General features: G+C 61.8%; 22 protein-coding genes. 18 read left to right on the top strand and 4 right to left on the bottom strand.

What is annotated here, in order from left to right; all coding sequences use genetic code 11:
* The first annotated feature begins 58 nt into the window (after positions 1–58).
* The 8 genes from ABGM93_RS09200 to ABGM93_RS09235 all read left to right on the top strand — a co-directional run bounded on the left by ABGM93_RS09200 (position 59) and on the right by ABGM93_RS09235 (position 8,483).
* Positions 59–520 (top strand): c-type cytochrome, encoded by a 462-nt coding sequence (locus ABGM93_RS09200; RefSeq protein ID WP_321505550.1) that lies wholly within the window; start codon positions 59–61, stop codon positions 518–520.
* A complete protein-coding gene (locus ABGM93_RS09205) occupies positions 517–1,938 on the top strand; it encodes a quinoprotein dehydrogenase-associated putative ABC transporter substrate-binding protein (protein WP_321505552.1) in 1,422 nt (473 codons plus the stop codon). The genes ABGM93_RS09200 and ABGM93_RS09205 overlap by 4 nt, the downstream gene beginning before the upstream one ends.
* Before the next feature lie 81 nt (positions 1,939–2,019).
* The gene (locus ABGM93_RS09210; RefSeq protein ID WP_321505554.1) at positions 2,020–3,009 is read left to right on the top strand and encodes a quinoprotein relay system zinc metallohydrolase 2; all 990 of its coding nucleotides are present in this window, start codon (positions 2,020–2,022) and stop codon (positions 3,007–3,009) included.
* Positions 3,006–3,851 carry a quinoprotein dehydrogenase-associated SoxYZ-like carrier gene (locus tag ABGM93_RS09215; protein WP_321505556.1) on the top strand — a complete coding sequence of 282 codons (846 nt, stop codon included), beginning with the start codon at positions 3,006–3,008 and terminating at the stop codon, positions 3,849–3,851. Before ABGM93_RS09210 ends, ABGM93_RS09215 begins: the two co-directional genes overlap by 4 nt.
* Entirely contained in the window at positions 3,848–4,387 is a 540-nt protein-coding gene (locus tag ABGM93_RS09220) for a DUF3280 domain-containing protein (RefSeq protein ID WP_321338488.1), read from the top strand. The genes ABGM93_RS09215 and ABGM93_RS09220 overlap by 4 nt, the downstream gene beginning before the upstream one ends.
* A gap of 360 nt (positions 4,388–4,747) precedes the next feature.
* Positions 4,748–5,506 carry an ATP-binding cassette domain-containing protein gene (locus tag ABGM93_RS09225; protein WP_321505558.1) on the top strand — a complete coding sequence of 253 codons (759 nt, stop codon included), beginning with the start codon at positions 4,748–4,750 and terminating at the stop codon, positions 5,504–5,506.
* Positions 5,503–6,312 carry an ABC transporter permease gene (locus ABGM93_RS09230; protein WP_321505560.1) on the top strand — a complete coding sequence of 270 codons (810 nt, stop codon included), beginning with the start codon at positions 5,503–5,505 and terminating at the stop codon, positions 6,310–6,312. The genes ABGM93_RS09225 and ABGM93_RS09230 overlap by 4 nt, the downstream gene beginning before the upstream one ends.
* 149 nt (positions 6,313–6,461) lie before the next feature.
* Positions 6,462–8,483 carry a hypothetical protein gene (locus ABGM93_RS09235; RefSeq protein ID WP_321505562.1) on the top strand — a complete coding sequence of 674 codons (2,022 nt, stop codon included), beginning with the start codon at positions 6,462–6,464 and terminating at the stop codon, positions 8,481–8,483.
* Between the two features lie 28 nt (positions 8,484–8,511).
* Here ABGM93_RS09235 and fghA read toward each other — a convergent pair whose 3' ends face one another.
* Both fghA and ABGM93_RS09245 read right to left on the bottom strand, forming a co-directional pair.
* A complete protein-coding gene (gene fghA / locus ABGM93_RS09240) occupies positions 8,512–9,351 on the bottom strand; it encodes an S-formylglutathione hydrolase (protein WP_321505564.1) in 840 nt (279 codons plus the stop codon).
* Between the two features lie 130 nt (positions 9,352–9,481).
* On the bottom strand, positions 9,482–10,612 hold the full coding sequence (locus ABGM93_RS09245; RefSeq protein ID WP_321505566.1) for an S-(hydroxymethyl)glutathione dehydrogenase/class III alcohol dehydrogenase: 1,131 nt from the start codon (positions 10,610–10,612) through the stop codon (positions 9,482–9,484).
* A gap of 449 nt (positions 10,613–11,061) precedes the next feature.
* Between ABGM93_RS09245 and ABGM93_RS09250 the strand changes: the two genes are divergently transcribed.
* The 8 genes from ABGM93_RS09250 (at position 11,062) to ABGM93_RS09285 (ending at position 19,419) form a co-directional block, all read left to right on the top strand.
* Positions 11,062–12,360 (top strand): ABC transporter substrate-binding protein, encoded by a 1,299-nt coding sequence (locus ABGM93_RS09250; protein WP_321505568.1) that lies wholly within the window; start codon positions 11,062–11,064, stop codon positions 12,358–12,360.
* A 55-nt stretch (positions 12,361–12,415) separates the two neighbouring features.
* On the top strand, positions 12,416–13,375 hold the full coding sequence (locus tag ABGM93_RS09255) for a YVTN family beta-propeller repeat protein (protein ID WP_321505802.1): 960 nt from the start codon (positions 12,416–12,418) through the stop codon (positions 13,373–13,375).
* Between the two features lie 31 nt (positions 13,376–13,406).
* Complete coding sequence (locus tag ABGM93_RS09260; RefSeq protein WP_321338501.1) at positions 13,407–13,856, top strand: copper-binding protein; 450 nt, start codon at positions 13,407–13,409, stop codon at positions 13,854–13,856.
* A gap of 4 nt (positions 13,857–13,860) precedes the next feature.
* On the top strand, positions 13,861–14,487 hold the full coding sequence (locus ABGM93_RS09265; protein ID WP_321505570.1) for a hypothetical protein: 627 nt from the start codon (positions 13,861–13,863) through the stop codon (positions 14,485–14,487).
* A gap of 2 nt (positions 14,488–14,489) precedes the next feature.
* A complete protein-coding gene (locus ABGM93_RS09270; RefSeq protein WP_321505572.1) occupies positions 14,490–15,194 on the top strand; it encodes a hypothetical protein in 705 nt (234 codons plus the stop codon).
* Positions 15,195–15,229: 35 nt separating this feature from the next.
* The gene (locus tag ABGM93_RS09275) at positions 15,230–15,565 is read left to right on the top strand and encodes a hypothetical protein (RefSeq protein ID WP_321338672.1); all 336 of its coding nucleotides are present in this window, start codon (positions 15,230–15,232) and stop codon (positions 15,563–15,565) included.
* 354 nt (positions 15,566–15,919) lie between these two features.
* The gene (locus ABGM93_RS09280) at positions 15,920–17,092 is read left to right on the top strand and encodes an FIST N-terminal domain-containing protein (protein WP_321505574.1); all 1,173 of its coding nucleotides are present in this window, start codon (positions 15,920–15,922) and stop codon (positions 17,090–17,092) included.
* Entirely contained in the window at positions 17,089–19,419 is a 2,331-nt protein-coding gene (locus ABGM93_RS09285) for a NahK/ErcS family hybrid sensor histidine kinase/response regulator (protein WP_321505576.1), read from the top strand. The genes ABGM93_RS09280 and ABGM93_RS09285 overlap by 4 nt, the downstream gene beginning before the upstream one ends.
* Here ABGM93_RS09285 and ABGM93_RS09290 read toward each other — a convergent pair.
* Positions 19,347–20,042: a response regulator transcription factor gene (locus ABGM93_RS09290; protein WP_321505578.1), complete on the bottom strand. Its 696-nt coding sequence runs from the start codon at positions 20,040–20,042 to the stop codon at positions 19,347–19,349. The two genes, ABGM93_RS09285 and ABGM93_RS09290, sit on opposite strands and share 73 nt — an antisense overlap.
* Positions 20,043–20,585: 543 nt before the next feature.
* Between ABGM93_RS09290 and ABGM93_RS09295 the strand changes: the two genes are divergently transcribed.
* Both ABGM93_RS09295 and ABGM93_RS09300 read left to right on the top strand, forming a co-directional pair.
* Positions 20,586–21,632 carry a DUF1402 family protein gene (locus tag ABGM93_RS09295; RefSeq protein ID WP_321505580.1) on the top strand — a complete coding sequence of 349 codons (1,047 nt, stop codon included), beginning with the start codon at positions 20,586–20,588 and terminating at the stop codon, positions 21,630–21,632.
* A gap of 237 nt (positions 21,633–21,869) precedes the next feature.
* Positions 21,870–22,997: a 5-methyltetrahydropteroyltriglutamate--homocysteine S-methyltransferase gene (locus ABGM93_RS09300; protein ID WP_319772199.1), complete on the top strand. Its 1,128-nt coding sequence runs from the start codon at positions 21,870–21,872 to the stop codon at positions 22,995–22,997.
* A 198-nt stretch (positions 22,998–23,195) separates the two neighbouring features.
* Here the strand turns inward: ABGM93_RS09300 and ABGM93_RS09305 are convergent, their stop codons facing one another.
* Positions 23,196–24,629 carry a caspase family protein gene (locus ABGM93_RS09305; RefSeq protein WP_321505581.1) on the bottom strand — a complete coding sequence of 478 codons (1,434 nt, stop codon included), beginning with the start codon at positions 24,627–24,629 and terminating at the stop codon, positions 23,196–23,198.
* Between the last annotated feature and the right edge of the window lie 8 nt (positions 24,630–24,637).

A 24,637-nucleotide genomic window follows, 5' to 3' on the forward strand; every position in this document is an offset into this window, starting at 1 on the left:
GAGTTTGATGAGTTTGGGACACGACAGGGAACGGGGCATTCGCAGACGGAGCAGATGCGTGACGTGGCTTTCCGCCCTCGCGGCTTGCGCGGTCATGGCAGGCAACGCCATGGCACAGGATGCAAGCACGGATGACTGGGAGCAAAAGCCCTATATTATCAAGGACGGAAAGGTCGATTACGGGGTTTATAACGGGTTCCGCCGCTATCACGCTTCCTGCCACGTCTGTCACGGACCGGACGGTCTGGGATCCTCCTATGCGCCGGCGCTGGTGGAATCCCTGAAGACCATGTCCTATTCCGACTTTCTGGAAGTCGTCGTCAACGGACGCCAGGTGGTCAACGCCTCATCCGATTCCGTCATGCCCTCCTTCGCAGAGGTGCCGGACGTGATGTTCTATATCGATCACATCTACGCCTACCTGAAGGCCCGCTCCAATGACGAAGTGGGGCGCGGACGGCCCAAGCGCCTCCCCGCGGGCGAGGATCCCGTCTTCAAGGAGTGGAAGGCGAGCCAATGACGGGCGAAACGGCCCTGCGCGCGATCAGCCGCGTGGTTCATCGTTCTGGCATCGCCCTGCTGGCCATCTGGCTGGCAGGCGCGGTGCTGGGCGGCTTTGCGCCTCATGCGCAGGCGGCGGAGACCGTGAACCCGGATGTGGTGGACCGCACGACACTGCGCGTGTGTGCGGATCCCGGCAACCTGCCCTATTCCAACGACAAGGGGGAGGGGTTCGAGAACAGGATCGCGGAGATCATCGCGGAGGAACTGGACGTTCCCATCGCCTATACATGGTTTCCGCAGACCATCGGCTTCGTGCGCCGCACGCTCGGCGAAAAGCGGTGCGATCTCATCATCGGGGTCGCGGCCACCAACGAACTGATGCAGAACACCAATCCCTATTACAAATCCACCTATGTGATGGTCTATCGCGCCGATACCGATCTCACCGGCTCGCTTGGCGATCCGGCACTCCAAGGCAAGAAGATCGGCGTCCAGCCGCGCACCCCTGTTGCCTCACTCCTTGCCCGGCACGGCCTGATGGGACACATGAAGTCCTATCCGCTGGTGGTCGATACCCGGCTGGAAAAACCCGCCCGACAGATGGTGGCCGACGTTTCCAGCGGCGAGATCGACGTGGCGCTCGGCTGGGGGCCGCTTGCGGGCTATTGGGTGCGGGAAATCGATCCGACCCTGAGGATGGTTCCCGTCGTGCCGGAGGCCGGAACACGGCTTTCGTTCCTCATGTCGATGGGCATCCGCTACAATGAGCCCGACTGGAAGCACACGCTCAACCGGATCCTGCGCAAGCGCAAGGACGATATCACGGCGGTGCTGACCGCCTATAACGTGCCAATGCTCGACCGCAAGGGGCAACTGATCGAGGTCGCGGCCCAGCCCAGGGACAAGCCCGCCTCCCCAGCCCCGAGGGAAAAGCCCGCCGCAGCCAGCATTGCGGAGCCGGACGGCTACCGCATGGAGGCCTACCGGGCGCCCGTCCCCCGCACGCTCACAGGCGCGCGCACGGTGGATGCCGAAACCCTAATCGACCTGATCAAGACCGAAGACATCGCGCTGATCGATGTTTTTCCGGCGGCCCGCAAGCCGGAAGGACGGGGCAACAACCAGCTTTGGCGCGAGCCCAAGCGGGCGACGATCAAGGGCGCGCTCTGGCTCGCCAATATGGGGGTTGGCAAGCTTCACGAGGACGAGGAGGCGGCGTTCAAGGCGGAGCTTTCCCGCCTGTCCGAGGGCGGCAAGCGCACGCTCGCCTTCTTCTGCGAGCCGGACTGCTGGATGTCGTGGAACGCCGCCAAGCGGGCCATGTCCTACGGGTTCGACAAGGTCGTCTGGTTTCCCGGCGGCGTGAGCGAATGGAACGATGCGGGCGAGCTGCTGGAGGAAACGCGGCCCTGGCGGCCATCCGCCCAGGAGTAGGTGACGTCAGAGCGTGGGAGGCGAGACTTTGCCAGACCAGACTTTGGGAGGCCAGACGTAGGGAGGCATGACGGCAACAGGATGAAACCGGGCGCGCCCAGAACGGACCTGCGCGAACCGACACGGCGCAGCGCATTGGCCGCCATTGCGGCGGCGGGCGGGGTGATGCTGACCTCGCCTGTTGCGCCCTTTGCCGCGAGCGCGAAGGCTTCCCCGGCCCCTTCATTCGCAGAAATCGCGCCGGGCATCTTCATGCGCTCCGGTAAGCAGGCGGAAATGGATGGCGAGAACCATGGCGCGATCGCCAATATCGGTTTCGTTGTCGGGCAGACAAGCGTCGCGGTGATCGATACCGGGGCCACCACCCGGCAGGGTCAAGCCCTGCGCGAAGCCGTGCAGGCGACCGGCAAACCGATCAGCCATGTCATCGCCACCCATGTGCATCCCGACCACTGCTTCGGCCACGGGGCCTTTGCGGAGGGCTTTGCGGCGGGTACCATCGCCAATGCGGGCCATCATCGCCTGCCGCGCGCGCTGGCGGAACGCGGTGCGTATTATCTGGAGCGGCTCGCTGCAATTGCGCCGGAAGGGAGCGAAGCCCGTTTCATCGCCCCGTCGATGCTGGTCCAGGAGACGATGACCATCGATCTGGGCAACCGCGCCTTGCGCCTGACCGCCTGGCCCGCCGCGCATACGGATAATGACCTGACGATCCATGACCTGAAGACCGACACATTCTGGGCTTCCGATCTGGTTTTCAATGGCCGCATTCCGGTGCTCGACGGCAGCCTGACAGGGTGGCTTGCCGCCCTCCGCACGCTTGTCGAACTGGCGCCTGCATCGCTGGTTCCGGGCCATGGGGAGGTCGGCCCGCCGGGGCCGATGCTGCAGCGTCAGCGCGCCTATCTGGAGGCCTTGGCAAGCGGTGTGCGAGAGGCCATCGCGCAGGGGCTCACAATCGATGAAACCGTGACCCGGCTGGCCGATCTGGGGCGCGGGGACTGGCTGCTTTTCGATGGATCGCATGGCCGCAATATCGTGACCGCCTATACCGAACTGGAGTGGGAATGATGCGCATATTTGCCGAAAGTCGATCCCGGCTCTCTCTCTGGCCGGGCCTTGTCCTCAGTTGCAGCCTGTTGCTTGCGGGTTTCCTCGCCGCGCCCGATGCACAAGCTGACGAAAGCGCATGGCCCGATATCCGCGACAGCGTTTTCGGCGATCGCGAAATCGCCGATGCGGCGGGCGTCGTCGCGCTTGAAACACCCTACCGTGCCCATGATGCGGCGGTGGTTCCGATAAAAATCACCGCGCTCATCCCGCAGGACGCGGAACGTTCGATCACGAAGATCACGCTGATCGTCGACGAGAACCCGGCCCCGGTCGTGGGCACCTTCCGCTTCTTTCCGCAAAACGGCATCGCCAGCCTTTCCACCCGCGTTCGCGTCAACGCCTATACAAATATCCGCGCCATCGCGGAGACGAGCGATGGCAAGCTCTTCATGGCGGCGAATTACGTGAAAGCGGCGGGCGGCTGTTCGGCGCCGGCAGGAAAGGACCATAAGCTTGCCATGTCGCGGCTGGGCCAAATGCGGTTCCGCCAGATCGGCGAATGGCGCGCGGGCGAGCCGTCCGAAGCGCAGGTGATGGTGAGCCATCCGAACTATTCCGGCATGCAGACCGATCAGCTGACCCAGCTCTGGATCCCGGCGGACTATGTGCGCACCATCGAGCTTTCGCTCAACGGCAAGCCGGTCCTTGCCTTCGATGGCGACATTTCCATGAGCGAGAACCCGAGCCTGCGGTTCTTCCTGAAGCCGGAAGAGGGGGCAACGCTGACAGCCCGGGTGACGGATACCGAGGAACGCAGCTTCACCGAAAGCTGGACGATCAAGCTGGAGCCGGGCTCGTGAGATGCATCCGCGTACCAGCAGTGGCTTGCGGCATCGCGCTGCTGATCCTTTCCGCGCTCCTTCCCGCACCCGCCCTCGCCGGGAAGGCGAAGGTTGCAGTGCTGCCCTTCGTTCTTCGCGATACCTCGATGGAACATCTGCCCGCCCGCATGAAGGAAGCGGAACGCGCGCGGCTTGCCATGATCACAGCGGAGCTTTCCGATCTTCTCCTGGCGCGTGGGATGACACCGATCGACCTTGCGGGGCATGGCGGGGAAATCGACGCGCTTCAGCCACCCTGGATCTGCCCGCCCTGCGGCGCGCGTCTTGCGGGTGAGCTTGGGGCGGACATCGCGATCACCGGCTTCGTGCACAAGGTCTCCACGCTCATCCAGTCGATCACGATCATCGTCTACGACGTCCACACACAGGAGATGCTCGGAAACGCCTCCGTTTCCATTCGCGGCGACACCGACGAGGCGTGGCGGCGCGGGGTTTCCTTCATCGCGCAGCGGCGGCGGTGGGGACCGCGCGTGGAAGCCGCGCTTGAGGATTAGCGGAGCGGCCGGTTTGGGTGCGTGGCGCGTTTGGGAGGGGGCGAATTTGGGAGGGCGTGGCCGATCCTTCGAGACGGTCGCCATGGCGACCTCCTCAGGATGACGTTCTTTGCGTTGTTGGTTTCGCGGAATGGTTCTTCTGGACGCCAGCCACACACTCGACGTCATCCTGAGGAGGCATCGCAGATGCCGTCTCGAAGGATCGGCCACACGCTCCCCCCCCTGCCACACGCTCCCCCCTTGCCACACGCGCCTGCTCCCCTTCCCTATCCCCCATCCGCCCCATAGCCAGCCCCTCCGATCTGCGCCAGACTGCCCAAATCGTGCAAGGGGAGAGTGCGCAGGGAGGACTGCCGAAGCATGGACGATTTCGCGATGCGCGCGCCGCTCGCCATCGAGGGGGTGAGCTATGCCTATGGCGCGAAACGCGCGCTCGATGATGTGAGCCTGACACTCGCACCGGCCCGCGTCACCGCGCTGTTGGGGCCGAACGGGGCGGGCAAGACCACGCTGTTCGCGCTGATCACCGGGCTTTTCGACAGCCGAGCGGGCCATATCCGCATTGACGGACACGCGTTGAAACGCGACCGCTCCAGGGCGCTTTCCGGCCTCGGCATCGTCTTTCAGGCTCAGACACTGGATCTTGACCTGACAGTGGAGCGCAACCTTCGCTATTTCGCAGCGCTTCGGGGCTTAAGCAGGCGGCAGGCCGGGGACCGTATCGCCGCGCTGCTCGATCAGGTGGGGCTGACAGATCAACGCCGCGCCAAGGTGCGCGCGCTTTCCGGCGGGCAGAGGCGACGGGTGGAGGTGGCGCGGGCCCTCCTCGACCGACCGCGCCTCCTGCTTCTCGATGAACCCTCCACCGGCCTCGACATCGCCACCCGGCGCTGGCTGGTCAACGAGGTTCACCGGCTCGCCCGCGAAGACGGGATCGCCGTTCTCTGGGCCACCCATCTGGTGGACGAGGTTCTGCCGGAGGACGACCTGATCGTTCTGGAAAAGGGCCGCATCGTTGCGCGCGGCGAGGTCGGCCAGGTGGTTCGCAATGCGGGGGCGGATGGGCTTGATGACGCCTTCACCCGGCTCACATCGATGCGTGAGGAGGAACGCCTTTGACCCCCTCCCATGCCGCCCGCGCCTTCATCGCCATCCTGACCCGCGAGATCCTGCGTTTCGTGCAGCAGAAGGAGCGCTTTCTGGCCGCCCTCGTGCGCCCGCTCATCTGGTTGATCGTCTTTGCGGCGGGTTTTCGCGCAACGCTGGGCCTCTCGATCATCCCGCCCTATCAGACCTACATCACCTATGACGTCTATGTGGTGCCGGGGCTGATCGGCATGATCCAGCTTTTCAACGGCATGCAGTCCTCGCTCTCCATGGTCTATGACCGGGAGATGGGCTCCATGCGGGTGCTGTTGTCCACGCCGCTGCCGCGCTGGTTCGTGCTGGCCGCCCGCATGATGGCAGCGACCTTCGTCTCCATCATTCAGGTCTATGCCTTTGCGGGCATCGCCCTGGCTCTCGGCACGGACCTGCCCCTGCCCGGCCTTGTCGCCATGCTGCCCGTCCTCGTCATGACGGGGCTGACGCTTTCGGCCATCGGCATGTTCCTGTCGTCCTGGATCCGCCAGCTTGAGAATTTCGCCGGCATCATGAATTTCGTGATCTTCCCGATGTTCTTCATTTCCAGCGCGCTTTACCCGCTGTGGCGGGTAAAGGAATCGAGCCTCTGGCTCTTCCACGCCTGCGCGTGGAACCCCTTCACCTACATCGTGGAAGCCATCCGCTTCGCGCTCTACGGACAGGTAAACACCTTCGCGCTGATGGTGGTGGCGGTAACGCTGGCGGTGTTCGGGGCTGCCTCGGTGGTGGGATATACCCCCGCGCGGGGTGGGCCGGCTGCGGGACGGGCGGGGGCTGGGTGATAGATCCATCCTTCGCAATGAGACCCGTCGTGCCGCGTTGCCTGCCTTCGTGGCCACAACGCCATCAAATGTTTGTCACTATTCACGATAATGAGGCCGATCTAGGCTTTCATTGCTTTCAAAGCGATTCCTGATGTTGCGGGGCAGCCATGGGCGATTTCAACGAATTCCACCGCGAAGATGGCCGTCCCACCGACGCTGAGCGATGCCTGATCGGAGCGGCGGGAAGTGGGGAGATCTCGGATTGTAGCGATTTTCCGGAAGTGGAGAGGATTATCTCTCCCGGCCTCCTGCGCGCGGTCACCACCGATGACTTCCAGCACTCGGATTATCCAGACTGGCGTCTCGCGCCGGAGGGGGTTCAGCTCATCGGCGCGATCTTTGAGGAACCTGTCTACCTCGCCAACCGCCGCATTCCCGCCCCTCTTATTCTTGAATTCTGCGCGTTCAAGAGGGGGGTGAATCTGACCAACACCCGTATTGAGGGTCCTATACGCTTCGACCATTCGACTTTCAATGGCGAAGTCCTCATCGATGCTACGGTTGTTACTGGTCAAGTTAGCGCAAACAATACCGCCTTTCTCAATGCCGGTGGCAGAGCCTTATCTGCGCAAGGCATAAAAGCAGCAGGCTGGTTCATGCATAACGCGAAGGTCGAAGGCGAATTCGCCATAAACAGCTCTGAGATCGCTGGGCAGTTCGCCTCCCGCAACGCTATTTTTTGCAACCCTGCCGGCCGTGCAATACGGGCGCAAGGCATCAAGGCGACGAGTTGGTTCATGCACGTTGCGACAGTGGAGGGAGAATTCGCCATCAACGGGGCGGAAATCTCTGGTCAGTTTGGCGCCGAAGACGCCACCTTCTGCAATCCAACGGGAATAGCACTCAGGGGTTCATTCAGTCGATTTCTCGGAGGAATATTGATTAGGGGGAACACTCGTATCGACGGGGAAATCCGCCTTGATCGAGCCACGGTTAAAACAGGGTTCCAGCTTACCGGCCTAACGCTTTCCCCCTCATTAGACCGCTGCCTAACCCTTGCCAATGCCAACATCGAAGCACCAGTTCAGTTCTTCAACACGACATTTCTTGGCGCCATCGACACGAGACGCACACGTTTTCGCAGTGCAGCTAATTTTCGCAGTGCCGCGCTGATCTGCTCAGCGCAGGCGCGCAAGCAGGGGCTTATAGTTGCAGAGGCGTTGGAACAATCTGAAGCCTTACGTATGCCAAGCTATTGCCTGCTGTTACAAGAGGCCGTTTTCGAGGGCAGGCTGATCATGCCGCGTGTATGCCCTCAAGGCATCGTCGACCTTTCGCGGGCGCGTTGCGATACCCTTGAGGACTTCGAGAGCGGTTGGCCACCGAATTTGGAACCGGGGCAGGATGTCTGCAACGATCGGCTCTGCGATACCGAAAGCGGTCGCGACATCCAGCACATCGTGCTCGACGGGTTCGAGTGCAGGCACTTCGAGCACCCTTCAGGAACGATTCGCCCCTCCGGCGACCATGTGGGCGAGGCGCGCGTCCGTTGGCTTGCGGGGCAGTCCGCCGCCGACCTGAAAGGTCACTTCAACCCGCAACCCTGGCGCATGACGTCCGCCGTGCTGCGGGCCATGGGCTACGACAAGGCGGCGGACAAGGTTTCCATCGAGCGCCGTACGCGCCAAAGGCGCGCAGACGGCATTCCCCTGCGCTCGCGCATCATGGGCTTCCTGCTGCACCATGCGGCTGACTACGGCTACAATCCGGTCAAAGCGACGCTTTGGTGCGCAACACTTGTCGTAGCCTTTTCTCTTGTTTTCTGGGCCTTGGAAGCCGCCTGTTCCAATGGTGCCTGCGGGCCGGAAAGGCTCTTCCAGCAGGTGCGTGAAGGCGATATCGAGAACACCCCCTACCCCACGTTCCAACCGCTTCTTTATTCGCTGGATCTCTTCGTGCCGATCCTCGATTTCGGCTCGGACACGCTGTGGCGGGCAGACGTGACAGCTTCGCCGCCCTTCAAGAAGCCTCTCGTGTCCATCGGCTGGCAGCCTTGGAACTTCATCCATTCCATTCCGGTGGGATGGTTCGCCCACATTCTCGCGATATTCGAACGGGTTGTCGGCGCGATCATGGTGGCGATTACCATCATCGGCTTTACTGGACTGGTAAAGCGCGAAGAGAAGTGAAATCCTCTTCGCGCCCGTTCAGATCACCTCACCCCAAGATCCTTGCGTGATGCCTCAGGTGGTCGTCGATGAAGGTGGCGATGAAGAAATAGGAGTGGTCGTAGCCCGGCTGCATGCGGATCTTGGCGGACTGACCCGCCTCCTTGCAGGCATCGACCAGACGCGAGGTCTGGAGCTGTTCTTCCAGAAAACCGTCCGCATCGCCCTGATCGACCAAAATCTGCGTCGGGAACCCGCGTGTGCGCACCAGTTCGCAGGCATCATGCGCCTTCCAGGCCTCCCGGTCCTCGCCCAGATAGGCGGTGAACGCCTTCTGGCCCCACGGCACCTGCGTCGGTGCGACGATGGGCGAGAAGGCCGAGACGGACTTGAAGAGATCCGGATTGCGCAGCGCCACTGTGAGCGCGCCGTGGCCGCCCATGGAATGGCCCATCACGCCGAAGCCGCCTTCGCGCACCGGGAACGCCTCGCGGATGAGAGCGGGCAGTTCTTCGGTGACATAGGAATACATCTTGAAATGCGGGGCCCAGGGGCTCTGCGTCGCATCCACATAGAAACCCGCGCCCTGGCCCAGATCGTAGGCCTCGTCATTGGCCACGCCTTCGCCGCGCGGGCTGGTGTCGGGGGCGACGACCATCAGGCCAAGCTCGGAAGCCATGCGCTGCGCGCCCGCCTTGACGGTGAAATTCTCTTCGGTGCAGGTGAGACCCGACAGCCAGAAGACACAAGGCACAGGCCCGTTTTCCGCCGCAGGCGGCAGGAAGACCGACAGCCGCATCGGCGTGCCGGTGGAGGTGCTGTCATGGGAAAGGGTCAGCTGACGGCCGCCGAAACAGGTCGTTTTCGACAGTTCCTCAAAGACGGACATGAAGGTACTCCGGATTGTTGCATTCGTGTCGAACGGGCGGCCTGCCGGATTGGCCGCCGCCCGTCGACCTGATCCGCCGCCGGATCACTCCGGCGGACAGAGGCTTATGACCCTGCGCGCCCAGCGCGCGTCAGTAGAGCACCACCGAACGGATGGACTCGCCCGCATGCATCAGGTCGAAGCCCTTGTTGATGTCTTCCAGCGGCATGGTGTGGGTGATCATCGGATCGATCTCGATCTTGCCGTCCATGTACCAGTCGACGATCTTCGGCACATCGGTGCGCCCGCGCGCGCCGCCAAAGGCCGTGCCCTTCCAGACGCGGCCGGTGACGAGCTGGAACGGACGGGTGGAGATCTCCGCGCCCGCCGGAGCAACGCCGATGATGATGGCCTCACCCCAGCCGCGATGCGCGCATTCCAGCGCGTCGCGCATCACCTTCACGTTGCCCGTGCAATCGAAGGTGTAATCCGCACCGCCGATGAGATCCCCCCGGCGCTTGGTGAGGTTCACCAGATAGGGAACCAGATCGCCCTCAACCTCGGTCGGGTTGACGAAATGGGTCATGCCGAAGCGCTCGGCCATTTCCTTCTTGGCCGGGTTCAGATCGACGCCGACAATCATGCCCGCACCGGCCAGGCGCAGACCCTGAATAACGTTGAGGCCGATGCCGCCCAGGCCGAAGACGACCGCGGTCGCGCCCACTTCCACCTTGGCGGTGTTCACCACCGCGCCGATGCCCGTCGTCACGCCGCAGCCGATGTAGCAGACCTTGTCGAAGGGCGCGTCCTCACGGATTTTCGCCAGCGCGATTTCCGGCAGGACCGTGTAGTTGGCAAACGTAGAGGTGCCCATGTAGTGCAGGATCGGCTCGCCATCGAGCGTGGAGAAGCGAGAGGATCCGTCCGGCATCAGGCCCTGGCCCTGCGTTGCGCGGATGGAGGTACACAGGTTGGTCTTCTGGCTGGTGCAGGAATAGCACTCGCGGCATTCCGGCGTGTAGAGCGGAATCACATGATCGCCGGGCTTCAGCGAGGTGACGCCCGGGCCGACCTCGACCACGACGCCCGCGCCCTCGTGCCCCAGAATGGCCGGGAACAGGCCTTCCGGGTCCGCCCCCGACAGGGTGAATTCATCGGTATGGCAGATGCCCGTCGCCTTGATCTCGACCAAGACTTCGCCAACCTTCGGCCCCTCAAGATTGACCGTCGTTACTTCCAACGGCTTTCCGGCCGCAACGGCCACGGCTGCACGAACTTCCATCGCAGTCGTCCTTCCTAGAATTTTCGTCTCAGATCCCTGAGATCTCTCATGTCAGATCAGGGCGGGCACATGAATCACCCGGAGCCACCCGACAGGGGATGCCGGGCCCAGAGCCTGTCCGTCAAACAGTTTTTACGGTATCCGCCCACTGCGCTTCTATGGTCCGAAAGTACCCTTTTCCCGCCATAGCGCCATGTTTTCGCGTGCTTTACGCACAAGCTTCCCTTGCGCCTTTTCACAAGACCACAAACTGCCGCAGCGTTCCCGGTCACTTATGGCACTTAAGGCCAATGGGACCGCGACGGAGCTTTTGCAATATTACTGTTAAACGACCCGAAGACAGACCGGATCGCGGCCTGAATCGCTTCCGAAATTGTGAACCCGACAAGAGGTTCGGAGGGAACGGGGGCGAACGCGAATCCTGGCGAGGGGCACGGGAGGGACACTTCTTGACACCGATCCAACGTGGCCTGGCGGCTGCGCGAGGAGGATTTGCGCGCAGCCTTGCCCCCACCGGGAAGGCGCGTTCCGCGCGGCCTTTGAAACGCGCGATGATCCTGCTTGCCAGCATGTGCGGTCTGTTCGCTGCACTTTGCGGCACACAAACCACCCACGCGGCGCAGGGCCTCTCATTGGAGATGGTCTATCTCACCAGGGCGGAGAAGCCGCGGCTGTCGCTTGCCTTCGTGGACCCGGAGGTTGAAGACCCCGGCGTGTGGGGCGCAAGGCTCGCACTGAAGGACAACCAGACCACCGGTCGCTTCCTCGGCCACACCTATTCCCTGCGCGAGGTGGTCGTGCCTGCCGACGGGGACATTGCGGCGGCCTTCGAACAGGAGGTTGCAAGCGGGCACCGCTATTTCATCGCGGATCTGGCCCATGACGATCTTCTGGCCATCGCGCGGGCCGAAGGCGCGGATGGCACGCTCATATTCAACGGGCGGGCGGGCGAGACGGATCTGCGCACCGACACCTGTTTCAACCATGTCTTCCACACCGCCCTGTCGCTTGCTCAGCGCAGCGATGCGCTGATGCAGTTTCTGGTCTGGAAGCGCTGGGCGAACGTCTTTCTCCTGTCCGGCACGGGGCCGGGGGACGCGGCCTTTGCCGAAGCGATCCGCCAATCGGCGCGGAAATTCGGCGCGGAAATTGTAGCGGATGAAGCTTACGCCTATTCGCCCATCGCGCGGCGGACCGATTCCGGCCACATCCAGGTGCAGCGCCAGATGCCGGTCGCGACGCAAGGGGCGGGCGATGATTACGATGTGCTGATCGTTGCGGACGAAAACGACCTTTTCGGCGAATACCTGCCCTTCAATACCCATGCGCCGCGCCCGGTTGCGGGCACACAAGGGCTTGCGCCGCTCTCCTGGCACAGGGTTCAGGAGCAATGGGGCTCCACCCAGTTCCAGAACCGCTTTGTGGCGGAGGCCGGGCGCTGGATGGAGGAACGCGATTACGGCGCATGGCTTGCGGTGCGCGCCATCGGCGAGGCGGTGACCCGCACCAACACCACCGACACGGGCGCGGTGCGCGCCTATTTGCGATCCGGAGACTTCGCGCTTGGCGGCTTCAAGGGCGTGGGGCTTTCCTTCCGCACATGGAACCAGCAGATGCGCCAGCCGGTGATCCTCACCAACAAGCGCGTTCTGGTGTCGGTCTCGCCGCAACCGGGCTTTCTGCACCAGCGCACCAAGCTCGACAGCCTCGGCTACGACCAGCCGGAAACGTCCTGCAACCTGCAATAACCGACCAGCAAACGGAGATCGCATGTCCGACTTGGCGAAACTCTGCACCTGCCTCATGCCTGCCGCCGCAGCGCTTGCCAGTGCGCTTGCCTTCACGCCTGTGGCGCAAGGCCAGACCGTGTTTGTCTCCAACGAGAAAGGCAACTCGATCACGGTTATCGACGCTGCCACGCGTGAAGTGACAAACACCATCCCCGTGGGCGAACGCCCGCGCGGCATCGCCCTCAGCACGGATAACCGGCTTCTCTATATCTGCGCCAGCGATTCCGATCATATCGAGGTGCTCGATACGGAAAGTCTGGAGATGATCGGCACGCTTCCCTCCGGGCCCGATCCGGAGCTCATGACCATCGCGCCCGACGGTAAGCGGCTATACGTGGCCAATGAGGACGACAATCTCGTCACCGTGATCGATCTGGAAACAGGCGATGTACTGAACGAGGTGCAGGTCGGTGTGGAGCCGGAAGGCATGGGCGTCAGCCCGGACGGCAAGATCATCGTCAACACCTCCGAGACCACCAACATGGCGCATTTCATCGATGCGGAGAGCTTCGAGATCGTCGCAAACGTGCTGGTCGACCAGCGTCCGCGCTATGCGCAATTCACCGCCGACGGCGAGGAAGTGTGGGTGAGTTCGGAAATCGGCGGCACGGTGTCCGTGATCGACGCGGCGACCCGCGAAATCAAGCACAAGATCTCCTTTTCCGTGCCCGGCCTTCAAAAGGAAGCCCTTCAGCCGGTCGGCATCGCCATAGCCAGCGACCGTTCCAGGGCTTTCGTCGCTCTTGGACCGGCAAACCGGGTCGCCGTGATCAACGCGGAAACCTATGAGGTGGAGGATTACCTGCTCGTCGGACAGCGCGTCTGGCAGCTCGCCTTCACCCCCGACGAGAGCCAGCTCTATGCAACGAACGGCGTTTCCAACGACGTGTCGGTGATCGATGTCGCCGCTCTGAAAACGCTCGTCTCCATTCCCGTGGGAAGCTTCCCGTGGGGCGTCGCGATCAAGCCCTGATCGATTTCATTCAACGGGAGGAAACACAACGATGATGCGCAAGACCGCAAAGAGATTTCAGGCAGCCCTTTTCGGCCTCGCGGCGGCGAGCCTTCTGGCCGTGCCCAGCGCACAGGCGGATGGCTATCTCGCCACACAACCGGAGGAACTTGAGGATCTGGTCCTCGGCACCGACATGATCGGTTTCAACGTCTCGCCGAAGGAATACAATCTGCGCACCGGCCAGTCCTATTCGCTCAAGATCAAGGCGTCGGGCTATCAGGAATATGCGCTCGTTGCTCCGGAATTCTTCGACTACATCTGGCTGCGCAAGGTCGAGGCCGGCGACATGGAGATCAAGGCCAACTCGATCTACGAACTGGAATTCGAAGACGAGAGCGAAGCGGAGATCTTCTTCGTTCCCATCCGGCCGGGCACCTATCAGATGTATGCGCGCGGACTGCTGGAAAAAGGCACCGTCGTCACCATCCATGTGAAGTGATCCGATGAGACCTTCCCGGCTTTTCCTGATCCTGGGTATCGCCTTGCCTGTGGCGCATGTGAGCGCCGCGGCCCCCGCTCACGCGGCAGGCGGCGGCAATGAAGACTGGCCCTGCATTCAACGTCTCGTGCCGCAAATCTCCCCTGCGCAGGTCTGGTCGGGCCCGATCCCGGAACCGGCCATGTGGGAGCGCGATGGCGAGGTCGCGCGGCTCGGGGCAACCATTGCCGCAAGGCGCATGTCGATTGAGGACGCGCAAATCATGGTCGCTCATTTCGCCCAGAGGCTCGGTGAGACGCGCGAGGCGCGCCTGACCGCGCTCTTCGGGCGGGCCTTGCAGGTGATCAACCGCGACCGCGCCTCACTCATTGCCGGGATCAAGCGGTTTTCCCGCAAACAGGCGGGGCTGGCGGCGCGCGTGCAACAGACACGCGCCGCCCTTCAGGCAGACGATCTGTCAGAGGAAAAGCGCAAGGATCTCATGGAAGCCCTGACATGGGACCAGCGGATCTTCGAAGATCGGGAGAAGACGCAGATCTATCTCTGCGAGCAGCCCGTGCTTCTGGAACAGCGCGCCTTTGCGCTCGGCCGCGCCATCGGCGCGCTTTTCCAACCTGAAACGGAGCGATAATCATGGCCCTTCGCGCGCATGCGCTCGCCCTGTGCCTTGCGGTTCTGACAAGCCTCGCCTCCCCTGCTTTGGCGGATGGCATGGAGGGGCTGACACCCGACAGCGCGGCCGCCGAGATCTACGGCTTCGACCAGTTGAAGGGACTGGGCGAGGAGGCAGAGCTCGTCTTCGACTATAGGCTGGAAGGCCGGATGGTGGATGAGGCCTTTGCAGATGAAGTGATCCTCGCCTTCAAGCGCGCAGGAAAGAAAGGCGACCATGGCTATGACGTGGCGGCGACGCTTTTCGCAAAAGGCGCTGCGCGCGAGATCGGACCTCTGGTCGCCAGCAAATTCAATCCGATCCTGCTGATCTTCTTCCAGCATGACGTGAACCAGATGAGCCGCGGCACCGGCGGATCAAGCCACTATTTCCGCAATGTGATCCGCCATTCCATGGGCATGAAAGGCGCATTTTACGCCGAAGACGTGACCGCAGAGGTGGCCGGCAAGACCGTGAAGGCGCGCCAGATCAGCTTCACGCCCTTTGTCAGCGACACGCACAAGGCGCAGATGAGCAAGCTGATGACCAAGCGCTATTCGATCACGATCAGCGACGAGGTCCCCGGCGGCATCGTGGCGCTTGAAACCGCGACGCCCGCGCGCCCCGACCAGCCCGGCGAGGGCCCGATGCTGCATGAGATCTATCAGTTGCGGGAGGTGCGGTGATGCCGGGAGTATCGCCCCGCAGGCTTGTCGGCGCGATGGTGGCGGGGGCGGTCGTCGCCCTTGCCAGCACCGCAACGCCCGCGCGCGCCAACGACTATCCGACCATCGCCGTGGCGGACTATGTGCTGGGCTGCATGGCGGCCAATGGCGATACCGGCGAAGCACTGCGCCAATGTGCCTGTTCCATCGACGTGGTGGCCTCGCTTCTGTCCTATGACGACTACACGCTTGCCGAAACGGTGTTGCGCATGCGGCAGGTGGCGGGCGGCGGCGAGAAGATGGCGATCTTCCGCGAGACACCGGCCACCAAGGTGATGGTGGAGCGCCTTCGCCGCGCACAGGTGGAGGCGGAAGTGCGCTGTTTCTACTAGGCTTGACGCATATTACGTGCTGTTACACGTAACGAAACACCCAAAATCCGTCGCGTACCTTTGCCGAAAAGGAACCCGGGCGTGCGCGCGGGTCTAACCATGAGCGTTTCACCTTTCAGCCTGTCCACCGCCCTCCCTTCCGTTGCCCTGCCAACAAAGCGCGCAAAGAACGCCAACACCGCGACGGCAGTGTTTCCTTCGCCGCCTACACTTGTAGCACTACAGTATTGCAGCCAAGCTACCGACCACACGATAGACTTTGCGTCAGGTGCTGATATTCAAGGACGCGCCATCGCGGCTTGATCATGTTTCAACATGACGGCCCGATATCGTGAAGGGAGAGCAGGAGCGGCCATGTCCATTGCCGAGGCCGACATCAACATCCAGGCGGACGCCCAAGTCGTCTATCGGGCGTGGTCGAAGTCGCGCAATCCCGTGCGGATGCTGGAGGAACTGAAGCAGGGCCTCGGCCCCTGCAACCCGGCGCTGATCGCGCTGTTCGTCTCTTCCAACCTGCCTTACGAGGATGTGGTGGGGCCGCTGGCCGCCGCCTATCCGCAAAGCCAGCTTGTGGGCTGCACCACGGCGGGCAGCCTGACGGCGACGTCCTACGAAGGAGACGGCGCGGTGGCGGTGGCCTTTGACCATTCCGCCTTTTCCTTCCAAATCTGCCCGCTGACGCACCTCAACGCCTTTTCCATGGCGGAGAGCGGCGAGGCCATTGAGGCGGCCTATTTTTCGCTGCTGCAGGAACTCACCCCGGATCAGAAGCACTTTTTCGCCATGCTGCTGGTCGATGGCCTGTCGCGGCGCGAAGAGGAAATCGCCGCTTCCACCTATGCGGCGCTCGATGCGGTGCCGATCTTCGGGGCGTCCGCCGGCGACAATCTGAACTTCGACACCACGCAGATCTTTCTGAATGGACGGGTTATGGAAGACACCGCCCTTGTGGTGCTGGGCGCCTCGTCGCGACCCGTAGAGGTGTTCAAACTGGAACATTTCTCGCCCACCGAAGACCGGGTGGTGGTCACCAGCGCCGACCCGCAACGCCGCGTCGTGTGGTCGATCAATGCCGAACCTGCGGCGGACGAATATGCAAGGCTCATCGGGGCCGATGTGGGCGCGCTGACGCCGGAGATCTTCGCCGCCAACCCGCTGCTGGTGCGCGTGGGCGGCGACTACCACGTCCGCGCCATCCAGAAGGTCACGCCCGACGGCGCGCTGCATTTCTTCTGCGCCATAGACGAGGGCATCGTGCTGACGCTGGCCCACCCGCAGGACATGCGGGACAATCTCAGCCAGCACATGGGCCGGCTATCCGAGCGCATCGGCGGAATTGAACTCGCCTTGTGCTTCGACTGCATCCTGCGGCGGCTGGAAGCGGAGCGACTGGGCATCACCGGCGATCTTCTGCAGATCTTCGATCATTTCCGCATGATCGGCTTCAACACCTATGGCGAACAGTACCGCTTCCTGCATCTCAGCCAGACATTGACCGGGCTCGCCATCGGCGGAGGCAAGCGATGACCACGCGCGAAGCCCCCGGCCTTTCGCGTCGCCAGCTTCAGGAGCAATTGCGGGCTCTGGAGACTGAAAACGCCAAGCTGCGCACCATTCGCGATGCGCTGATCCGGCAGGTGGATCGCAGCCACGATTTCACCGGCAACGCCTTCAAGCTGTTCCAGTCGGTCGCCGAGCTTGAGACCAACGTGGAAAAGCGCATCCAGCGCGTGGCGCGCGCCATGAACGAGGCCAAGATCGCGCGACGCCAGTTGCAGCAGGCCATCGATTCCATTGGCGAGGGCTTCATCCTTTATGACAGCGACGACAAGATCGTGCTGTGCAACCGACGGTATCGCGAACTGTTTCCCGGCCTCGCCGACATTCTGGTGGCGGGCGCGCATTTCGAGCAGATCGTGCGTCGCGCTGCGGAAACCGGGGCGATCGTGGAAGCCGTGACCGACCCGCAAGCCTGGCTGGCTGCCCGCGTGGAGCGCCACAAGCGCAAGCACTGCCAGTTCCAGCAGCTCTTGTCCGACGGGCGCTGGATCCAGATCAGCGAACGCGACACGGAGGAAGGCGGCCGCGTCGTCATCGTCTCGGAGATCACCCACTTCAAGCGCCTGCAGGAGACCCGGCGACTGACGGACATGTCCAGGCAGCCGGACCTGCTGGTCGCGACCGTCGCCTCCATCGCACAAGGGGTGGTGGTCTTCGATGCCGACATGCGGCTTGTGACATGGAATTTGCAAGCCGCGATGCTGCTGAACCTGCCTTATGTGGACATCGATGCGGGCATGGAGGTGCGCGAATTGCTGCGCCTTGTGTGGCGGCACGGGGCACGGGTGCCGCGTGCGCGCAAGGATGAGGCGATTGCCTGGGTCACGCGCGTGGAGACCCGCTATCCACTACGCCTTGAGATCACCTATCGCGGCGGGCGGGTGGTTGCCTCCAATTTCCGTTCCATGCCCGATGACGGCTTCGTCATTACGCTCACCGACGTCACCGCCCAGAATGAGGCGGCCCGCCTGCTGGAACGGTCCAACGAGGAACTGGAGCAGCGGGTCGAGGAACGCACCCGCGCGCTGACCGAACTCAACGAAGCGCTTCAAGACGAGGTGCGCCGACACGAAGCCACGGCGCGCGACCTGGAACGCGCACGGCGCGCGGCCGAAATGGCCAACCTTTCGAAAACCCGGTTCCTGGCCGCCGCAAGCCATGACCTGCTGCAACCACTCAACGCGGCGCGGCTTTATCTTTCGGCGCTGGACAGCACCAGTTTCATTACCGCGGAAGCGCGCGACCTGCTTGCCAATGTCACTCAAGCCTTCCATTCCACCGAGGACCTGCTGAGCGCCCTTCTCGACATTTCCAAGATGGATGCGGGCGGCTACGAGCCACAGCTTTGCGACATCCCGGTGGGGGATCTGTTGCGCATATTGGAAACGGAGTTCGGGGCCCTTGCCCGGCAGGCGAACCTGCGCCTCACGGTCGTACCCTCGTCCGCCGTGGTGCGCTCCGACCCGCATCTGCTGCGCCGGATCGTGCAGAATTTCCTGTCCAATGCCCTGAAATACACCGCATCGGGACGCATCCTGCTTGGGGTTCGCAGGCGCGGTGCCTCGGTGGTTCTGGAAATTCACGACACTGGCAACGGCATCGCGCGCGAACACCATCAGACGATTTTCGAAGAGTTTCGCCGCGCCACGACAACCGGCCCGCAGCGTCCGGGCGGGTTGGGGCTTGGACTGGCCATCGTCAAACGCGCAGCCGGCCTGCTGGACCACGATATCGAACTGGATTCCGAGCCAGGCCGCGGGTCACGATTTGCGGTGGTGGTGCCGCTTGCGCCGGCACGCGTCTCCACCACCACCGTGCAAGGCCAGAACCTGCTCGAAGGCGCCCCGCGCGGCGCGGACGAACAGAATGAAAGCGGCCTGCTCTTCGTTCTGGAGAATGACAGCCATATTGCGGACGCGATGGTGCGTCTGCTGGCAACCTGGCAGATGCGGGCGGTGACGGCGCCGTCCTATGGCGCGCTGCTGAAACGTGCACGCACGCAGGGGCTGGTGCCCTGCGCCATCATCGCCGATCTGCATCTGGACGGCGACATTGATGGAATTGACGCGATCATTCTGCTGCGCGCGCATCTGGGCCGCCAGGTGCCGGGCATTCTGGTGACCGCCGACCGCTCGCAGGAAATCCGCCAACGCGCGGCGGAAAAGGGCATCGAGTATTTCTCAAAGCCCGTCAGGCCCGGCCAGTTGCGCGCCTATCTCGCTCACCTGTCCGCGGCAGCGAAGGCGGCGGAGGCCAGTTCGGGAACCGGCATGGCCATGGAACCCATCGCCTGATCGAAGACGCCGCCCTGCGCCATCAGAACCGCCTGCATGCGCGAGGAGACGTCGAGCTTCTTGAGGATCGCGGAAACATGGGCCTTGACGGTGGACTCGCTGATCGACAGCTCATAGGCGATCTGCTTGTTCAAAAGCCCCTCCCCCAGCATCCTCAGCACAACTGCCTGTTGCGGGGTGAGGGTGCGAATGGCGTCGACCGCCGGGTCGATCTCCGACACCGCCCTGGTGCAAGACGTGATCGGCGAGAAGACCGTTTCGCCCGCCAGCACCCTGGAGACCGCGGCCACAATCTCTTCCGCCCGCGCCTTCTTGTTCAGGAAACCAAGCGCACCGTGACTGGAGACAAGCTGCGCAAGGCGCGCATCCTCAAGCCCGGAGATCACCAGAACCGGCAGACGCGGCGAGGTGCGGCGGATCTGGCTCAACCCCTGGAAACCGTCCACATCCGGCAATTTGAGGTCGAGAAGCACGAGGTCGATATCGTCGCGGTCTTGCATGACGGCGAGAGCCTCGGCACAGGAATGGGCCTGAATGACCCGGCATCCCTCAATACCGCTCATGAGCGTTGTTTCGAGCGCCGAACACACAAGCGGATGGTCATCCACAATAAGAATAATCATGGCGTCGCCCCTCCCAAGGCGTCCGCTAAATTACACGCGGTACCAGTGTTAAATTACGTATACAATATGCCCGCGCGACAGAATGACACAAGCGCCAAGCCGCCGTCCATTCGGCTAAGGGCAGATCACGGTGAAGGCGTCGTTACGGTCGACTCGCAGCGCTGCGGCTTGTGGTTTGTGCCGTGTGTTCCCAAGGTCGCACTGCGACGCGAAACGGCGCCAAGCCCAACGCTGCCCTCGCGTCATCAATGCGCTTTGGGGTATGAATGAAAGCAGCTCCGGGCGCGCGTTTTTGCCCCCGGCATCGTTTTGGCTCGGACCAAGCTGTGCATAACTTTTCGAGCGCACGGCGATTTGAGCACACCAGGCCACATCTGTGACTAGGTTGCGGGCCATGAACGGGTCGTTTGGATGCTCGGATTCGATAAAGCGGATGCGACCGACACCGAATTGTCGCGCGGGCGACGAGAGCGAAAACCACCGGATGGCAAGGAAAACAGGTTGCCGGAAGATCGACTGGCAAGGCAGCCTGGGAGAATGCAAATGCAGGGTTGCTCCATGAAGCAAGGCTTGAAGCTTATGCGCGCGCACACCGTGCGGGCTGTGGCGCGTGCCGCCTGCCTCGTCGCCCTTGGCGCGCCGCTTGCCCTGTCGGCCCTTGCGCCGGTTGCGCTGACGCCGGCCACCGCGCTCGCCGCCTCCCTCACCTCTGTGCCGGAGGGCAATCGCAACAAGACCCAGCCCGACGTGCCTTTCGCCTCCGCCCGGCGCACCGCGGCCTTCAAGTCCAGCTATGACCGCAAGTTCGAAAAGGTGCTGGCGATGCTGCGCCGCGACCGGCGGCTGATGAGCTCCATCAAGAAGGTGGCGACCCTCTACGATATCGATCCGGTCCACATGATCGGCGCGATCGTCGGCGAGCACACCTACAATTACGACACGCTGGACAGCGCCCAGAGCTATTACATCAAGGCCGCCGCCTATGCGGGGCTCGACATCAGCTTCAAATATGCCGACGAGCCGGTCGCGGATTTCGTCAAGCGCGACCAGTTCAAGCGCTGCCACTCCGACAAGATGCAGCGCGACAGCAATGTGAGCTGGTCGTGCTACGAGCGCGTGTGGAACAGCCGCTTCCGCGGCCGCACGGTCGGCAAGGTCAGCTACCCCAACCAGACCTTCAACCAGACGTTTTTCCAGCCGCTTTTCGCGGGCCAGAGCTTCGGGCTTGGCCAGCTGACGCCGCTGACGATCCTGAAGATGTCGGATCGGGTGCATGAGGTGAGCGGGTTCGACAAGCTTGAGCCGAAGGACGCGCTGGAAATCTATCAGGCCGCCATGGACCCGTCCAAGTCGCTGCATTACATGGCGGCGGTCATTCAGGATGCCATTGAGGCCTACAAGGCGGTCGCGAAGGTGGACATCTCCACCAATCCCGGCATCACCGCGACACTCTACAATGTGGGGGCGCCTTGGGAGCGGGCGGTGCGCTACACCCGCGCCCGCCAGCAGGGTCAGACCCGCTGGCCGGAAGAAAACTATTACGGCTGGCTGGTCAACGACCGGCTGGAGGACCTGAAGGGCCTTCTCTAACTCCCTTCGCGCCCAAGCAGAGAATATCCGAACTTTCCTCAGGCCGTTTGGCTCGACGCCTTGTCGCATCCCGCGCGCTGACCTAAGCTCGCGCCCTTCGCGTTTGAAGCATTGGCATTTGTTGCCAGGCGGAAAGCGCACCATTGGCGATGCGGCCAGTCCCGGAGAAGGCCCCGTGAGGGGAGCCTGGCGACGGGAGGAGCGCCGATGGTCTGAATCAGCCTAAGGAGGATATTCATGAGCGACCCCGTTACCGGCGCCCCTTATCGCGCGGATCATGTGGGCAGCCTTTTGCGCCCCGACAGCGTGAAGGCCGCCCGCAAGGCCCATTTCGAAAACAAGACCATGTCCGCGGAAGAGCTGGCGACGATCGAGGATGCGGCCATCATCGACGTCATCAAGATGCAGGAAGCGGTCGGGCTGAAAGCCGTGACCGACGGCGAGTTCCGCCGCAAGTTCTGGCATTATGACTTCATGGGCCTGCTGACCGGCTTCGAACTCGTCACCCGCGAGGAAGGCGTTCAGTTCCACGGGGTCAAGATCCCGCCGGTCTATCCCACAATCACCGGCAAGCTCGACTTCCCGGCCGATCATCCGATGATCGAGCACTACAAGTTCGTCGCGTCCAAGACCAAGGTTCAGCCGAAGATCTCGATCCCCGGCCCCTCCTGCTGCCATTTCCGCGTGGCCCCCGACGACATAACGCCGCCGGAATACAAGGACCTCGACGTCCTGTTCGCGGACCTGGCCTCAACCTATGCCAAGGCGGTTCAGGCGTTCTACGATGCCGGGTGCCGCTATCTGCAGATGGATGACATCTTCTTCGCCTATCTGTGCGATCCCAAGCACCGCGAGGACAAGAAGAAGCTCGGGCAGGATCCCGACTGGCTGATCGACCGCTATGCCTGGATGATGAACGAGGCGATCAAGGACCGCCCCGCCGACATGAAGATCGGCATGCACCTGTGCCGGGGCAACTTCGTCTCCACCTATGCCGCCGAAGGCGCCTACGATCTGGCGGCGGACGCGATCTTCAACAAGACCGGCATCGACATCTATTTCATGGAATACGATTCCGAGCGCGCCGGTTCGCTTGAGCCGCTCAGGCTTCTGCCCAAGGGCAGCAAGCGCGTGATGCCGGGCTTCATCACCACCAAGACGCCCGAGCTTGAGAGCCTCGACGACCTGAAGAAGAAGTTCGAGGAAGCATCGAAATACTGCGACCTCGACCAGCTCGGCATTGCCCCGCAATGCGGCTTCTCCTCCACGGAAGAAGGCAACAAGGTCACCATGGACGACCAGCGCCGCAAGCTGGAGCTGGTGGTCAAGACGGCAGAGGCCATCTGGGGCGGCGTCGACAAGTAAGCGGCTTGCTCCGAAATAAGCCGAAAAATGAGAGCGGCCCCTGCCGGGAGGTGGGGGCCGTTTTTTTTGGGGGGGGGAAGATGGGGAGGTTTCGGATGCGATATCGCTAGAGCCGCCCTCCAGTCAGGGCCGAGTCAATGCAGTTTCTGGCTCGGAGCGGACGATCGTATGAAGCAGAGCAGATCATCGGCGCATTCCCTAAAAGGGCTTTCTCGAAGGATCCTCCCCAGCCTTCTGGCTGAACCGCAAAACATAATTCCTTAGAAAATCGTATGGATCCTGCACATCTAAGGATACGACCTCTGAGGGGTCTGCGGCCCATTGGTGATGAGACCATTTCCATTCCTTAGTGCTCGTAGACGGCTTAAACGAATCCCACCCAGACCGGAGCTCAATACTATTCGAAGTAAGTATCAAACATTCCGTTAGTCGCGGTATAAAGACTATTTCAGAGAAAACACGGTTCAGAGATTTCCTTTTTGGCTCAAAGTAGATCCCGACGTGAACTGATTCAAGCTCGCATAGATTCTCTAAGGAGTATGAATAATTAATCGGCCCCCGAAAAATAGCTGACTCAACCATTTGATCAAAAATCGATCCTTGAGGTTTGGGGTTGGTTTCCCATCGACTCGCCTCAACGAAGACATCATTACCCGGTCGCTGTCGGAGAAGATTGTATATCGCCTTTTTGTTCTCGACATGAGAATAGTCGTTGTATTTCACGAAGCGCTGCTCGAATATTTCCGAAATATCGCCTAGACTTCCTCCGTCCTCAAAACCTATTTTGAAAACTCCATCAATAAAGGCTTGCGCACCTTCGCGCCCGGGAACCTCTGCGTCAATTCTATCAATTTCAGCGAGTGCAGCTTTGAGTGTGTCGATTTCGGTGGGGTCGACTGGATCTGATACGTCGCCTACGGAGAAGAACTCCGCACGAAGAGAACTCAATGCTTCTGCGTCGCCGCAGAACTCTGCCAACCCGGTCCCTTGAGAAACAAAATGGGGAGTCTGGTCATCGAATCTCTTAAAGGCATCCTTTAGGCCGCTCTCAATGTCAGAATAGTAGACAACTCCGCTTTCTTTGGTCAGAGCTGACTCGATGAAAGCGTCTGTGAAACGACTCAGCTCAATACCGGCACGGGATGATTGGTCGTTCAAACAGGAGCCTATTTGTAGGAAGTCGTTGAACTTTCCTTTCGGAGCAGCCTTCAGAAAATCCGCTCCACTTTTGATTAGGTTCCCCCCCGAAGCGCAAGCATCTATCACAATGACGGTCTGTTTGGCATTAAATTCGCGGAGTATATCGTATGCCTCATCCCGGGACAGGCCGCTGCGGTTGGGTATATCTGCGTTGAAGTCAGAGAAGCACATATAGAAGTTGTCCTGATCTGACGCCCCATGCCCCGAAAAATAGAATAATATTTCAGATGTTTGGTTTTGCGACTTGGCAAGCGCCTTCAGCTCACCCTTTACGTCAGATATAGGCCTGTCTAAATATACGGAAATATTGCTAAATTTATTTGTCGCGGCAATGAGCTTTCTCATCTCGACGACGTCATTTTTTACGCAATCCAGCTGATGGAGAGAGTTGTACTTAGAATTTCCTACAAGGATCGCAACACTCTCAGCCATGCTTAGGA

This window comes from Breoghania sp. (assembly GCF_963674635.1).
In the GTDB taxonomy this organism is placed as follows: Bacteria; Pseudomonadota; Alphaproteobacteria; order Rhizobiales; family Stappiaceae; genus Breoghania.